Source organism: Pseudomonas sp. CFBP 13710 (assembly GCF_014842235.1).
GTDB lineage: Bacteria > Pseudomonadota > Gammaproteobacteria > Pseudomonadales > Pseudomonadaceae > Aquipseudomonas > Aquipseudomonas baltica.
Genome location: NZ_JACYVJ010000006.1, coordinates 125,715 through 139,400, shown reverse-complemented (window position 1 = coordinate 139,400; position 13,686 = coordinate 125,715). Strand labels below are relative to the sequence as shown.

At 64.6% G+C, this 13,686-nt stretch carries 11 protein-coding genes; 9 read left to right on the top strand and 2 right to left on the bottom strand.

Annotated elements, in window-relative coordinates:
* Window position 1 precedes the first annotated feature (1 nt).
* On the top strand, window positions 2–2,326 hold the full coding sequence (locus IFT44_RS15105) for a DEAD/DEAH box helicase (RefSeq protein ID WP_192176157.1): 2,325 nt from the start codon (window positions 2–4) through the stop codon (window positions 2,324–2,326).
* An 8-nt stretch (window positions 2,327–2,334) separates the two neighbouring features.
* Here IFT44_RS15105 and IFT44_RS15100 read toward each other — a convergent pair whose 3' ends face one another.
* Complete coding sequence (locus IFT44_RS15100; RefSeq protein WP_192054179.1) at window positions 2,335–3,261, bottom strand: Gfo/Idh/MocA family protein; 927 nt, start codon at window positions 3,259–3,261, stop codon at window positions 2,335–2,337.
* Window positions 3,262–3,437: 176 nt separating this feature from the next.
* Here IFT44_RS15100 and IFT44_RS15095 point away from each other — a divergent pair, with 176 nt between their 5' ends.
* The 6 genes from IFT44_RS15095 to IFT44_RS15070 all read left to right on the top strand — a co-directional run bounded on the left by IFT44_RS15095 (window position 3,438) and on the right by IFT44_RS15070 (window position 10,618).
* Window positions 3,438–4,694, top strand: coding sequence for a nitrate regulatory protein (locus IFT44_RS15095; protein ID WP_185793701.1), 1,257 nt, complete (start codon window positions 3,438–3,440; stop codon window positions 4,692–4,694).
* Between the two features lie 274 nt (window positions 4,695–4,968).
* On the top strand, window positions 4,969–6,303 hold the full coding sequence (locus tag IFT44_RS15090) for a CmpA/NrtA family ABC transporter substrate-binding protein (RefSeq protein ID WP_192176156.1): 1,335 nt from the start codon (window positions 4,969–4,971) through the stop codon (window positions 6,301–6,303).
* A 27-nt stretch (window positions 6,304–6,330) separates the two neighbouring features.
* On the top strand, window positions 6,331–7,206 hold the full coding sequence (gene ntrB, locus IFT44_RS15085; protein ID WP_122478773.1) for a nitrate ABC transporter permease: 876 nt from the start codon (window positions 6,331–6,333) through the stop codon (window positions 7,204–7,206).
* Window positions 7,207–7,215: 9 nt separating this feature from the next.
* A complete protein-coding gene (locus IFT44_RS15080) occupies window positions 7,216–8,016 on the top strand; it encodes an ABC transporter ATP-binding protein (RefSeq protein ID WP_122712958.1) in 801 nt (266 codons plus the stop codon).
* A 344-nt stretch (window positions 8,017–8,360) separates the two neighbouring features.
* Entirely contained in the window at window positions 8,361–9,452 is a 1,092-nt protein-coding gene (locus tag IFT44_RS15075) for an enoyl-CoA hydratase/isomerase family protein (protein WP_192176155.1), read from the top strand.
* Window positions 9,453–9,466: 14 nt separating this feature from the next.
* Window positions 9,467–10,618: an acyl-CoA dehydrogenase family protein gene (locus tag IFT44_RS15070; RefSeq protein WP_192176154.1), complete on the top strand. Its 1,152-nt coding sequence runs from the start codon at window positions 9,467–9,469 to the stop codon at window positions 10,616–10,618.
* Window positions 10,619–10,677: 59 nt separating this feature from the next.
* On the opposite strand, the gene IFT44_RS15065 is transcribed toward IFT44_RS15070, so the two are convergent.
* Window positions 10,678–11,451 carry an enoyl-CoA hydratase gene (locus IFT44_RS15065; protein WP_122712961.1) on the bottom strand — a complete coding sequence of 258 codons (774 nt, stop codon included), beginning with the start codon at window positions 11,449–11,451 and terminating at the stop codon, window positions 10,678–10,680.
* Between the two features lie 243 nt (window positions 11,452–11,694).
* Between IFT44_RS15065 and IFT44_RS15060 the strand changes: the two genes are divergently transcribed.
* Complete coding sequence (locus tag IFT44_RS15060) at window positions 11,695–12,711, top strand: alpha/beta fold hydrolase (RefSeq protein WP_192176153.1); 1,017 nt, start codon at window positions 11,695–11,697, stop codon at window positions 12,709–12,711.
* A gap of 16 nt (window positions 12,712–12,727) precedes the next feature.
* The gene (locus IFT44_RS15055) at window positions 12,728–13,678 is read left to right on the top strand and encodes a D-2-hydroxyacid dehydrogenase family protein (protein WP_192176152.1); all 951 of its coding nucleotides are present in this window, start codon (window positions 12,728–12,730) and stop codon (window positions 13,676–13,678) included.
* Window positions 13,679–13,686: the final 8 nt, after the last annotated feature.

Sequence of the window (13,686 nt, the reverse complement as noted above, 5' to 3'; positions counted from 1 at the left end):
TATGCCCGATGAGCGCTTGATCGATACCCTGCAACCGCGCCCTCGGTTGTGGCTGGGCAGTGTCGAGTTCAGCGCTTTCGAACCGCGCAACGGCAAGATGCAGCGCTACGTGCAGCACCGCGCAGCGCTGGCCTACGGCTACGCGGGCGAGTATGTCAGCGGCCCGCGGCCTACTGCCGTGGCACGCCAGTGGAACAACCAGAGCGCCCGGATCCAGCGTCAGCCAGCCGCCGAACGGGCCCTGCGCGAGCAGCTGCAGGGCATCGGTTTCAAACTCGCCACCCGTCAGAGCAAGGCTCTGCCCGAAAGCGCCGGCGAAATCTTCGAGCTGCCCAGCGATGCCGCCTGGCTGCGTTTCATCCTCAACGAACTGCCGGGGTTGCGCGAGCAAGGCTGGGAAATCGAATACGCCGAGGATTTCGCGTTCGACCTGACGCCGGTAGAGCGCTGGTACGCCGCAATCGAAGAAGGGCCGGAACGCGACTGGTTCGATCTGGAGCTGGGCATCGTGGTCGACGGCGAGCCGCTGAGCCTGCTGCCGATCCTGCTCAACCTGCTGCGCAGCCACCCCGAGTTGCTCAACCCGGCGCACCTGGCGCGACGGCGCGACGACGAGCAGATTCTGGTGCCCATCCACACCTCCCACCTCGGCTTCCAGCGAACCCTGCAGGTCGCCCTGCCCTATGGGCGGCTGAAGCCGGTGCTGGCCACCCTGGGCGACTTCTACCTGCGCGAGCCTGGGGAAACCTCGATCCGCCTGGCCACAGCCGATGCCACGCGCCTGGAAGGGCTGCAGGCATTGTCCCTGGACTGGCAAGGCGGCGAGCAGGTACGCCATTTCGCCGAACGGCTGCGTGACATTCGCCATTGCCCGGTGGCAGCGCCCGAGGGCCTGAATGCAACCTTGCGCCCCTACCAGCTGGAGGGCGTGAGTTGGATGCAGGCCTTGCGGCAGCTGGAAGTGGGCGGCATCCTGGCCGACGACATGGGCCTGGGCAAGACCCTGCAGACCCTCGCCCACCTGCTGATCGAGAAACAGGCGGGGCGCCTGGATCGCCCGGCCATGGTGGTGATGCCCACCAGCCTGGTGCCGAACTGGCAGGACGAGGCCGCCCGCTTCGCGCCGACCCTCAAGGTCCTCGCGCTGCACGGTGCCGCGCGCAAGAAACACTTCGCCCATCTGGCCGACTACGACGTATTGCTGACCACCTATGCCCTGCTGCCCAAGGACATCGAGGTGCTCGAGCGGGTGCCGCTGCACGTATTGGTCCTCGACGAAGCTCAGTACATCAAGACCCCTGGCAGCAAGGCCGCGCAGACGGCGCGCCAGCTCAACGCGCGGCAACGCCTGTGCCTGAGCGGCACGCCCCTGGAAAACCATCTGGGCGAACTGTGGTCGCTGTTCCATTTCCTCATGCCCGGCTGGCTGGGTGACAGCAAACAGTTCAGCCGCAACTACCGCGTGCCGATCGAAAGGCAGGGCGACGAGGCACGCTTGCAGCATCTGAACGCGCGCATCAAGCCGTTTCTGTTGCGTCGGACCAAGGAGCAGGTGGCCACCGAGCTGCCGGCCAAGAGCGAGATCGTCCACTGGGTCGAACTCAATGACGCACAGCGCGACGTGTACGAGACGGTACGCCTGGCCATGGACAAGAAGGTCCGGGCCGAGATCGACCGCAAGGGCCTGGCACGCAGCCAGATCATCATTCTCGAAGCGTTGCTCAAGCTGCGCCAGGTCTGCTGCGACCTGCGTCTGGTCAACAGCGTTGCGCCGCCTGCACCAGGGCACAGCTCGGGCAAGCTGACCAGTCTGCTGCAATTGCTCGACGAACTGCTGGGCAACGGTCGACGCATTCTGCTGTTTTCCCAGTTCACCTCGATGCTGGGACTGATCGAACAGGAGCTGCACAAGCGCGGCGTGCCCTATGCGCTGCTCACCGGTACCACCCGCGACCGTCGGGCACCGGTCAAGGACTTCCAGGACGGCAAGCTGCGGATCTTCCTGATCAGCCTCAAAGCCGGCGGGGTGGGCCTGAATCTGACGGCGGCGGACACGGTCATTCACTATGACCCGTGGTGGAACCCCGCAGCCGAGCACCAGGCCACCGACCGCGCCTACCGAATCAGCCAGGAGAAACCGGTGTTCGTCTACAAGCTGATCACCCGTGGCACGGTAGAGGAAAAGATCCAGCGCCTGCAGCAGGAAAAGTCGGCCCTGGCGGCGGGCGTTCTCGATGCCCGCGAAGGCAGCGACTGGCGCCTGCAGGGCGACGATATCGACGCCCTGCTCGCACCGCTGCCCAGCCCTCCCTCCCAGCGCCGCTGAACGCAGGTTCAGTCGAGGAAATCGGCGACCGTTTCGCGCTGCCCCAGCAGGAACCCATCGGCCACCAGGCGCAGAGGCTGCAAGTCGGTATCGCTTCGACCGGCCTCGATCAACTGCGCGAAATAGTGGTAGAGCAATGGGTATTCGCCTGTCGTGGCGAGCGTCTGTGGCACGTCGTCGATCAGCAGGTGTGCACCGCCATGGGTCAGGCGCAGGCAGCCTTCGGCGCAGCGCACCTCGATCTGCCAGAGTTCGTCGTGGCCGTGGTCCCAGTCGAACGCGGCGCTGACCGTCAGGCCGGTGGCGTCACTCATGGTCAGGTCGGCCGCAATCGGCGCCTGCCGGTTGCCGGGAAAGCGCAGGCTGGCGTGGGTGACGAACAGCGGTTCGGGCAACACGTGGCTGATGATCGACAGGGCGTTGATACCCGGATCGAACACACCCAGCCCCCCGGCCTGCCAGATCCACTGCTGGCCCGGGTGCCACTTGCGCACGTCCTCCTTCCACTGGACCGTGACCGCCTGCAGCTGCTTGCCCACCAGCCAGGCCCGCGCGGCCTCGACGCCTGCGGCGAAGCGCGAGTGCCAGGCGAACAGGCACGTCACGCCCTTCTCGGCGGCCAGTTCGACCAATGCCATGGCCTCACCGAGGCTGGCGCAGGGTGGTTTTTCCACCAGCACATGCTTGCCGGCCTCCAGGGCTTCACGCACTTGTGCATAACGGCCCTGGGGCGGCGTGCAGAAGGCCAGCGCCTGGATGTCCGGGCCGTTATCGAGTAGCTCGCGCAGGCTGCCGAAGTGCGCGACACCGGGGCAAGGTGCCCCCAGCGTGGCCACTGCGGCCAGCTCGAAGGCCGGGTTGTCGCGCAGGGCGGGCACATGCTGATCCTGGGCGATCTTGCCGTAGCCGACCACGCCGAGACAAATGGGGGACATCGTGAACTCCTTTTTTATTGTTTGGCTGGGGCGTTATAGCAGTTACGCGGCTGCCGGCATACGCAGCGGCGTACAAGCGGCCAACGGGGATCGGACCGGGACTTGCATGCAGTCGGGCTGTCCATCATCGAAGTTGCGAGCCCGCCATGCCCGACCGCGCCCTGCCAGACCGCCCCATGCCCCCTGCCCTGCGCTTCATGCTGGCCGCCCGCCGCAGCGAGCTGGAAGGTCTGCGCGGACTTGCCGACACCTGCGAACTGGTGACCTTGATCAGCCGCCTGGTCCACGCGCTGCAGCGCGAGCGGGGCTACACCAACGTCTACCTGGGCAGCCAGGTCGAAACCTACCGCAGCCAACTCGACCTGCATACGGAACAGGCGCGGGCACTCGAACAGGACGTGCTGCAGCGGTTGCAGGCCATGGACCTGAACGCGGCCAGCGCTGCCGACCGTGCCCGCCTGTTCAATCGTGTGGCCTACGTGCTGCACGGCTTCGACGAACTGCCCGGCCTGCGCCGTCGCATCCGCGAACGTCTGCTGAGCCCCAGCGTCGCCACGGCGGCCCTGACCCGCCTGGTGGGTGGGCTCATGGCCGTGGTGTTCGAAGCGGCCGACACCGCCATTGATCCGAGTATCACCCGAGTGCTGGTGGCGCTGTTCAATTTCATGCAGGGCAAGGAGCTGGCCGGCCAGGAACGCGCCACCGGCGTGGCGGGCTTCTCGGCAGGCTTCTTCGATGCCGGTGTGCAGGAGCGCATCCTGCACCTGACGCAAAGCCAGCAGCGCTGCTTCCAGACCTTCGGCGAGTTCGCCGACCCAGTGGCCGGGCAGCGCTGGGCCGACCTGCAGCACAGCGAGATCACCGCACAATTGCTACGCCTGCGCGAAGTGGGTATGCGCACCTCGGCGCAACACCCCGTGGACCCCGGCCTGTCGCAGCTGTGGTTCGAGCTGCACAGCCAGCGCATCGACCAGATGCACGAGGTAGAGACACACCTGGCCGAACAACTGCTCGCCAGCTGCCAGAGCAGCATCAAGCTGGCCAATGCCGACCTGGACAACCACCGCGTGCTGCTGCAACGCCTGGCCAGCCTGGAAACCATGGGCTGTGGCGATGCCCGCCTGTTCAGCGTGCAGGCCAGCGATCTCGACAGCCCGGCGCCCGACGGCCACGGCCCGCAGATGGGCCGCTCGTTACTGGACCTGCTGCAGGCCCAGACCCATCGCCTGCAGGACGCCAACCTGCAACTGGACGAGGCGCGCCAGGCGCTCAACGAACGCAAGCTGGTGGAACGCGCCAAGCAGTTGTTGATGAATGAATACGCGTTGAGCGAGAGCGAAGCCTACACCCGACTGCGGCAATCGGCGATGTCGCGCGGGCTGCGCATGGTCGACATGGCGCAGAACGTACTGGCCGTGGCCGGCAAGGGTTGAGGCCGACACTGCGCCCTATTTGCGCACCCTGCACGCGGCGTGCTCCGCATCCGTGCACGGCGGCGCGGCCGAGCGCTGACAAACAGCCACAGCACGTGGCTGCAGCCGCCTTGGCACGCAATCTGCTTTGAGACCTGCAGGACCGCAGCCACCTGCGGTCGACATTTCGAATCCTGGACAACGGTGTCCACGCGTTCCCGGCAGCACTGCCAGGAACGGGTGAACACCGTTTTTTTTTGCATTTTTTTGGCCGCCACCAGCAGGGGAATCAGCGATGGATGACAAGCCTTTCAAAGGACACCCGGAAAGCGCACACGACGCCAAGCGTCGGCACTTTCTCAAGCAGTCGTTGACCGTCGCCGGTGCCGGCGCCGCCCTCGGCCTGCTGCCACCGGGGCTGTCTTCGGCGGTGTGGGCGGCGGGGAACGACGGCCTGGAAACCACCACGGCCAAGCTGGGCTTCATCGCCCTGACCGACGCCGCGCCGCTGTTCGTCGCCGACGAGAAAGGCTTTTTCGCCAAGCATGGCATGACCGGAGTGGAAGTGCTCAAGCAGTCGTCCTGGGGTACCACACGGGACAACCTGGTGCTGGGCGCGGCCGCCAATGGCATCGACGGCGCACACATTCTCACCCCCATGCCCTACCTGATCGCGGCCGGCAAGGTCACCCCCAACAACCAGCCGGTGCCCATGTACATCGTGGCGCGCCTGAACCTGGCCGGCCAGTGCATCTCGGTGGGCAACGAACACGCAGACCTGGCACTGGGCCTGGATTCCGCGCCGTTCAAGGCCGCGCTGGCCAGCAAGCGCGCCAGTGGCAAGGCCGTCAACGCGGCGATGACCTTCCCCGGCGGCACCCATGACCTGTGGTTGCGCTACTGGCTGGCGGCAGGCGGGATCGACCCGAACAAAGACCTGTCGACCATCGTCGTGCCGCCGCCGCAGATGGTTGCCAACATGAAGGTCGGGAGCATGGACAGCTTCTGCGTGTGCGAGCCATGGAACGCCCAGCTCATCAACCAGAAGATCGGCTACACCGCCAACACCACCGGCGAGATCTGGAACAAGCACCCGGAGAAAGCCCTGGCGCTGCGCGCCGACTACGTCGACAAGAACCCCAACGCGACCAAAGCGTTGCTCAAGGCGGTGATGGAGGCGCAGATGTTCTGCGAGCAGCCGCAGAACAAAGAAGAAGTGGCGCAGATCTGCGCCAAGCGGCGCTGGATCAACGCGCCTGTCGCCGACATCACCGAGCGCATGAAAGGCAACTTCGATTACGGCAACGGCAAAGTGGTCAACGACAGTCCGCACATCATGCGCTACTGGGACGACTTCGCCTCCTACCCGTTCAAGAGCCACGACCTGTGGTTCCTCACCGAGAACAAGCGCTGGGGCTACCTGCCCAAGGACTTCGACAGCCAGGCCCTGGTCGCCAGGGTCAATCGCTCCGACCTGTGGCGCCAGGCCGCTGCGGAACTGAACGTGCCCGCTGCGCAGATTCCCGATTCCGACTCGCGCGGTATCGAAACCTTTTTCGACGGCAAGACCTTCGATCCCCAGAACCCCCAGGCCTATCTCGACAGCCTGTCCATCAAGGCCCTGGCCTGATGTTTCCCGCACGCACCGGAGGTCATCATGAATGCTGAAGTGAAGAAGCTGCACAGCGCCGCGCAAGCGGTCGCCAAGGCTCAGGTCAAGCCGCCGGTACTGGCGGGCCTGCTGAAGAACACCCGGCGCTTCGTGCTTCAGCAGTGTCTGCCGCCGGTGGTGATCGGTGCCCTGCTGTTGCTGGTCTGGCAATTGGTCTGCAGTGGCAAGGGCGCAGCGCTGCCGCCGCCTACCCAGGTGATCACCGACACCTGGGAGCTGATCGTCGATCCGTTCTACGACAACGGTGGCAATGACAAGGGCATGGCCTGGCAGTTGCTGGCGAGCCTGTCGCGGGTCGCCTATGGCTACGCCCTGGCCGTGGTGGTGGGGATCAGCCTGGGCGTACTGGTGGGGCAATCGACCTGGGCCATGCGCGGGCTCGATCCACTGTTCCAGATCCTGCGCACCGTGCCACCCCTGGCCTGGCTGCCGCTGTCGCTGGCCGGCTTCAAGGACAGCTATCCTTCGGCGATCTTCGTGATCTTCATCACCGCCATCTGGCCGATCATCATCAACACCTCGGTCGGCGTGCGCAACATCCCCGAGGACTACCGCAACGTGGCCAAGGTGCTGCGCCTCAATGGCGCGGAATACTTCAGCAAGATCATGCTGCCGGCGGCCGCGCCCTACATCTTCTCCGGCCTGCGCATCGGCGTCGGCCTGTCGTGGCTGGCGATCATCGCTGCCGAGATGCTGATCGGCGGCGTCGGCATCGGCTTCTTCATCTGGGACGCCTGGAACGCTTCGCGCATCAGCGACATCATCCTCGCCCTGGCCTACGTGGGGGTGGTCGGCTTCTGCCTCGACCGCCTGGTGGCGATGGTCGGACGCCTGGTCACCCGCGGCACTTCGCAAAGCTGAGGAGGCAACATGAGCCATTACTTGAGTATCGAAAACGTCGACAAGCACTTCGAGCGCGATGGCGTTACCAGCCAGGTGCTGCGCGGCATCAACCTCAACGTCGCGCGCGGTGAGTACATCTCCATCATCGGCCATTCAGGCTGCGGCAAGTCGACAGTGCTGAACATCGTCGCCGGGCTCATCGAGTCGAGCAATGGCGCGGTGATCCTCGACGGCAAGGAAGTGCGCCAGCCGGGACCCGATCGCAGCCTGGTGTTCCAGAACCACTCGCTGCTGCCCTGGCTGACCGTCTATGAAAACGTCGCGCTGGGGGTGGACAAGGTCTTCAAGCGCAGCAAGAGCAAAAGCGAGCGCCACGCCTGGACCCTGCACAACCTGGAAATGGTCAACATGACCCACGCCCTGCACAAGCGTCCGAGCGAGATATCCGGTGGCATGAAGCAGCGCGTCGGCATCGCCCGCGCGCTGGCGATGCAGCCCAAGGTGCTGTTGCTCGACGAGCCGTTCGGCGCCCTCGATGCTCTGACTCGGGCGCACCTTCAGGATGAGGTGATGCGCATCCAGAGCGAGCTGCACAACACGGTGATGATGATTACCCACGATGTCGACGAGGCGGTGCTGCTGTCAGATCGCATTGTGATGATGACCAACGGCCCGGCGGCGACCATCGGCGAAATCCTCACCATCGACCTGCCGCGTCCGCGCAGCCGACTGGCCCTGGCCGACGACCCGAGGTACAACCAGTACCGCCTGGCGGTGCTCAGCTTCCTCTACGAGAAGCAAGGCAAAGTCATCGAAGCGGTGGCCTGATCCACCGCATTGATCGCCGACGCGGCTCGCGCCGCTGCTACAGGGGAATGCAACCCTCCTGTAGGAGCGGTCCGTGGCCGCGAAACGGATGCCGCGGCGCATCTGTCAATCCGCGGTGCCCCTTTCGCGGCCGATGACCGCTCCTACGGGGTACTTGCCGCAGGGCGCGGGCGAACGAACGCTGGTTGGGGTCGGTCTACTGAATGCCGACCAGCGCGTGCAACCCGTGCAAATTTGCAGGCAACGCCTGCATTAATCTGCATTGAAAGCTGCAAACTTGCCTGTCACGATCGCCTGGTCCGCTTATTTATCTCAGGAAATCAATAACAAGCAGGGATTCAGCGATGACAGCTCAGGTCTTTCCCCCGCCCCAGCGCTCTTCCCTGGGGCTCGACGATCAAGTACTCGGCGAAGTCCGCAACCATATCGGTCACTTGACCCTCAACCGGCCAGCCGGTCTGAATGCACTCACCCTCGACATGATCCGTACCGTGCGCGGCTACCTGGATGCCTGGGCGCTGGACCCGCACATCCATGCCGTTGTAATGCGCGGCGCCGGCGACCGTGGCTTCTGCGCCGGTGGCGACATCCGCAGCCTCTACCACAGCCATCTCAACCAGGACGCCCTGCGCGAAGTGTTCTTCAACGAAGAATATGCGCTGGACCAATGCCTGCATCTGTACCGCAAGCCAGTCATGGCGCTGCTGGACGGCTATACCCTGGGCGGTGGCATGGGCCTGGCGCAGGCAGCCGAGCTGCGGGTAGTCACCGAACGCAGCAAACTGGGCATGCCCGAAGTGGCCATCGGCTATTTTCCCGATGTCGGCGCCAGCTATTTCCTCAGCCGCATCCCCGGCGAAATCGGCACTTACCTGGGGGTTACCGGCATCCAGATCGAGGCGGCCGATGCACTCTACTGCGGCTTGGCCGACTGGTACGTGGAAAGCGACCGCCTGGGCCTGCTGGACGAGCGCCTGGACAGACTGCAATGGAGCGACAACGCCCTCAAGGACCTGCAGGGTGTACTTGCCCGCCTCGGTGTGCAAACGCTCGCGGACGCCCCGCTGCACCGCTTGCGACCGGCCATCGACCACTTTTTCGGCCAGGACGACCTGACCAGCCTGGTCGAACAGCTGGAACACGTGAACGTCGCCGACAGCCAGGCGTGGGCACAGAACACCGCGCGGCTGATGCGCACCCGCTCACCGCTGGCCATGGCGGTCACCCTGGAGCTGCTGCGCCGCGGTCGCCACTGCTCCCTGGAAAAATGCTTTGCCCTGGAGCTGCATCTCAACCGCCAGTGGTTCGAACAGGGTGACCTGATCGAGGGCGTGCGTGCTTTACTGATCGACAAAGACAAGAACCCGCGTTGGAACCCACCGACGCTAGACCGGCTTACCCGCGCACGCGTCGAGCCATTCTTCCAAGGCCTCTGAGGCCGGAGTCTGCCATGCAAGACCTGGAACTGAGCGAAGAACAGATCATGATCCGCGACATGGCGCGCGACTTTGCCCGCGCCGAAGTGGCGCCCCATGCCCGTGCCTGGGAACAGGCAGGCTGGATCGACGATACCCTGGTGGCGCAGATGGGTGCCCTCGGCCTGCTGGGCATGGTGGTGCCCGAACAATGGGGTGGCAGCTACACCGATTACGTCGCCTATGCCCTGGCCGTCGAAGAGATCTCCGCTGCAGACGGCGCGCTGGGTGCATTGATGAGCGTGCACAACTCCGTAGGCTGCGGCCCGCTGCTCAACTACGGCAGCCCGGCGCAGCAGGACACCTGGCTGGCCGCCCTGGCCAGCGGCGAGGTCATTGGCTGTTTCTGCCTCACCGAGCCCCAGGCCGGTTCCGAAGCCAACAACCTGCGCACCCGCGCCGTGCTCGACGGCGAGCATTGGGTGATCGACGGCGCCAAGCAGTTCGTCACCAATGGGCGACGGGCCAAGCTGGCCATCGTGTTTGCGGTCACCGACCCGGAGCTGGGCAAGAAAGGCCTGTCGGCCTTCCTGGTGCCCACCGACACCCCAGGTTTCAGCGTCGACCGCAGCGAGCACAAGCTCGGCATCCGTGCCTCCGACACCTGTGCAATCACCTTGAGCCAGTGTCGCGTGCCGGCCGCCAATCTGCTCGGCGAACGGGGCAAGGGCCTGAACATCGCCCTGTCCAACCTCGAAGGCGGCCGCATCGGCATCGCTGCCCAGGCGCTGGGCATCGCGCGGGCTGCCTTCGAAGCGGCGCTGGGTTACGCCCGTGAACGCGTGCAGTTCGGCAAGCCGATCATCGAACACCAGAGCGTGGCCAACCTGCTGGCCGACATGCAGGTGCAGGTCAACGCTGCACGCCTGCTGGTGCTGCACGCCGCACGCCTGCGCAGTGCCGGTATGCCCTGCCTGTCCGAAGCTTCGCAGGCAAAGCTGTTCGCCTCGGAAATGGCCGAACGGGTCTGCTCCAGCGCCGTACAGGTGCACGGGGGCTACGGTTACCTTGAAGATTACCCCGTGGAAAAGTATTACCGCGATGCACGCATCACCCAGATCTACGAAGGCTCGAGCGAGATCCAGCGCATGTTGATCGCCCGCGAGCTGCGCAACTATCTGTTGTAGTGCCGCATGCAACACGTGCCATCGAGGGGGACTGGTCGACGACCAGTCCCCCTTTTTGCTCAATGACCCTTGAACTGCGGCTCGCGCTTGGCGATGAACGCCGCCATGCCTTCTTTCTGATCTTCACTGGCAAACGCCGCGTGGAACACCCGCCGCTCGAAGCGCACGCCTTCGGACAGGCTCACTTCGAAAGCGCGGTTGACGCTCTCCTTGACCATCATGGCGATCGGTAGCGACTTGGCTGCGATCTGCTGCGCAACTTCCAACGCCTCGTCGAGCAGTCGGTCGGCGGCCACGATACGGGCAACCAGCCCTGCCCGCTCCGCTTCCTCGGCGCCCATCAAACGACCGGTCAGGCACAGCTCCATGGCCTTGGCCTTGCCCACCGCATGGGTCAGGCGCTGGGTGCCGCCCATGCCTGGCAGCACGCCCAGCTTGATCTCCGGCTGGCCGAACTTGGCATTGTCGGCGGCCAGGATGAAATCGCACATCAACGCCAGCTCGCAGCCTCCGCCCAAGGCAAAACCGGCCACGGCAGCGATCATCGGCTTGCGCCGATTGGCAACCCGGTCGCTCTCATGGAACAGATCGTCGAGGTAGATCTGCGGGTAGCGCAGCTCTGCCATTTCCTTGATATCGGCGCCGGCGGCAAACGCCTTGGCAGACCCGGTAAGGACGATGCAACCGATCTCGCGATCGCTTTCCAGGCGATCGAGCGCCTGGTTCAATTCATCGATCAGCTGGGCGTTGAGGGCATTCAACGCCTGCGGCCGATTGAGCGTGATCAGGCCCACGCGACCGCGAGTTTCCAAGAGGATGGTTTCAAAAGCCATGGCATGTCTCCAGATAGAGGCATTGTCTGCCTCGCTGATTATTGTTGTATCGACCCCTGGGCGGCGAACTGCCCGGGATCGCGTCGTGTTTGTAGCATTCTGAAACCTGATAGCGGACATTCTTTTACCGCAGCTCGGCACCACCTGGGCGTGCAAACCTCCAATGGATGCTACGGTGCAGACCTGCGACACCCTGTGCCGGCGTGTCCACGTCACTTCACAGCCCACTCCAGGAGGTCCCCCATGCGTCGCCTGTCCATGCTGGCGCTTGCCAGCGTCTTCGCCCAGCCACTGCTGGCCGCCGATTCATCGCCCACCTATGGTCCCGAACTGCAGGGCTTCGATTATCCGTACACGCTGCAACATTACGCCTTCGAGTCCCAGGGCAAAAGCCTGCAGATGGGTTATATGGACGTTGCTGCCAACGGCAAGGCCAACGGCCGCACGGTGGTACTGATGCATGGCAAGAATTTCTGCGGCGCCACCTGGGAAAGCTCGATCAAGGCGCTCAGCGATGCCGGTTACCGGGTGGTCGCGCCCGACCAGATCGGCTTCTGCACCTCCAGCAAGCCTGAGCACTATCAATACAGCTTCCAGCAGTTGGCCAACAATACCCATGACCTGCTGACCCGTATCGGGGTCAAGGAAGCGGTGATCATGGGCCACTCCACCGGTGGCATGCTCGCCACTCGCTACGCCTTGATGTTCCCCGAAGACACCGAGCGCCTGGCCATGGTCAACCCCATCGGCCTGGAAGACTGGAAAGCCATGGGCGTGCCCTATCGCAGCGTCGACCAGTGGTTCGACCGTGAAACCAAGGTCACCGCCGAAGGCATCCGCAACTACGAGCGCAGCACCTATTACGGTGGTCGCTGGAAGCCTGAGTACGACCGCTGGGTAGACATGCTTGCGGGGTTGAACAAGGGTCCGGGGCATACCTTGGTGGCATGGAATTCGGCGCTGATCTACGACATGATCTTCACCCAGCCGGTGGTCTACGAGTTCAAGGACCTGCAGGTGCCGACCCTGCTGCTGATCGGCGACGCCGACACCACCGCGATCGGCAGCGACATCGCGCCACCCCAGGTCAAGGCCACGCTGGGCAAATACACCGTGCTGGGCAAGCAGGCCAGCCAGCTGATTCCTCACAGCACACTGGTGGAGTTTGCCGGGCTTGGTCACGCCCCGCAAATGGAGGAGCCGGCGCGCTTCCACAAGGCCCTGCTCGACTGGCTGGACACTCCTCAGAAACCGCTTTGACAAGAGGCAACCCCCCATGCGAATAGCCGTCATCGACGACTGGCAATCGGTCGCTGAAAACGTGGTCGACTGGACCCCGCTGCAGGCCGTAGGCGACCTCGACTTCATTCACGACTACAGCGGCGGGAGCGCGGCGCTGGCCGAGCGCCTGGCGCCCTACGCCATCATCTGCGTGATGCGTGAACGCACGCTGTTCGACGCCGGTCTGCTGGAACGACTGCCGCAGCTCAAGCTGCTGGTGACCGGCGGCATGCGCAACGCAGCCATCGACCTGCAGGCGGCGACCCGGCTGGGCATCCAGGTGGCCGGCACGGACAGCTACAAGCACGCCGCGCCGGAACTAACCTGGGCACTGCTGATGGCGCTGACCCGTGACCTGCTCGGTGAAGCGAACTCGCTGCGCGCTGGCGGTTGGCAGATCGGCCTGGGTGGCGATCTGCACGGCAGCACACTGGGCCTGCTGGGCCTGGGCAGTATCGGTGAAAAGGTGGCGCGCTTCGGTCAGGCGTTCGGCATGCGCGTGATTGCCTGGAGTCAGAACCTGACACCCGAGCGTGCCGCGCAGGTGGGCGTCGAATACGTGAGCAAGCAGCAACTGTTCGAGCAGGCCGATGTGCTCAGCGTACACCTGGTGCTGAGCGAACGCAGCCGGGGGCTGGTCGATGCCCAGGCGCTGGGGTGGATGAAGCCGGGCGCGCGGTTGGTCAACACGTCGCGCGGCCCGATCGTCGACGAAGCAGCGTTGATTCAGTCCCTGCGTGATGGCCACCTGGGCGGCGCGGGGCTGGACGTGTTCGATCAGGAACCCCTGGCGCTGGACCATCCGTTCCGGACCCTGCCCAATGTGCTGGCAACGCCGCACATCGGCTATGTCACCAGCAACAACTATCGGATGTTCTTCAGCCAGATGATCGAAGACATACTGGCCTGGCATTCGGGCCAGCCAGTGCGCCTGCTGACCGGCTGACCGCAACC

Excerpts from the sequence above, each read along its gene's own strand:
- IFT44_RS15105 (WP_192176157.1), top strand. The coding sequence starts at position 2 with ATGCCCGATGAGCGCTTGATCGATACCCTGCAACCGCGCCCTCGGTTG.
- IFT44_RS15100 (WP_192054179.1), bottom strand. The coding sequence starts at position 3,261 with ATGTCCCCCATTTGTCTCGGCGTGGTCGGCTACGGCAAGATCGCCCAG.
- IFT44_RS15095 (WP_185793701.1), top strand. The coding sequence starts at position 3,438 with ATGCCCCCTGCCCTGCGCTTCATGCTGGCCGCCCGCCGCAGCGAGCTG.
- IFT44_RS15090 (WP_192176156.1), top strand. The coding sequence starts at position 4,969 with ATGGATGACAAGCCTTTCAAAGGACACCCGGAAAGCGCACACGACGCC.
- ntrB (WP_122478773.1), top strand. The coding sequence starts at position 6,331 with ATGAATGCTGAAGTGAAGAAGCTGCACAGCGCCGCGCAAGCGGTCGCC.
- IFT44_RS15080 (WP_122712958.1), top strand. The coding sequence starts at position 7,216 with ATGAGCCATTACTTGAGTATCGAAAACGTCGACAAGCACTTCGAGCGC.
- IFT44_RS15075 (WP_192176155.1), top strand. The coding sequence starts at position 8,361 with ATGACAGCTCAGGTCTTTCCCCCGCCCCAGCGCTCTTCCCTGGGGCTC.
- IFT44_RS15070 (WP_192176154.1), top strand. The coding sequence starts at position 9,467 with ATGCAAGACCTGGAACTGAGCGAAGAACAGATCATGATCCGCGACATG.
- IFT44_RS15065 (WP_122712961.1), bottom strand. The coding sequence starts at position 11,451 with ATGGCTTTTGAAACCATCCTCTTGGAAACTCGCGGTCGCGTGGGCCTG.
- IFT44_RS15060 (WP_192176153.1), top strand. The coding sequence starts at position 11,695 with ATGCGTCGCCTGTCCATGCTGGCGCTTGCCAGCGTCTTCGCCCAGCCA.
- IFT44_RS15055 (WP_192176152.1), top strand. The coding sequence starts at position 12,728 with ATGCGAATAGCCGTCATCGACGACTGGCAATCGGTCGCTGAAAACGTG.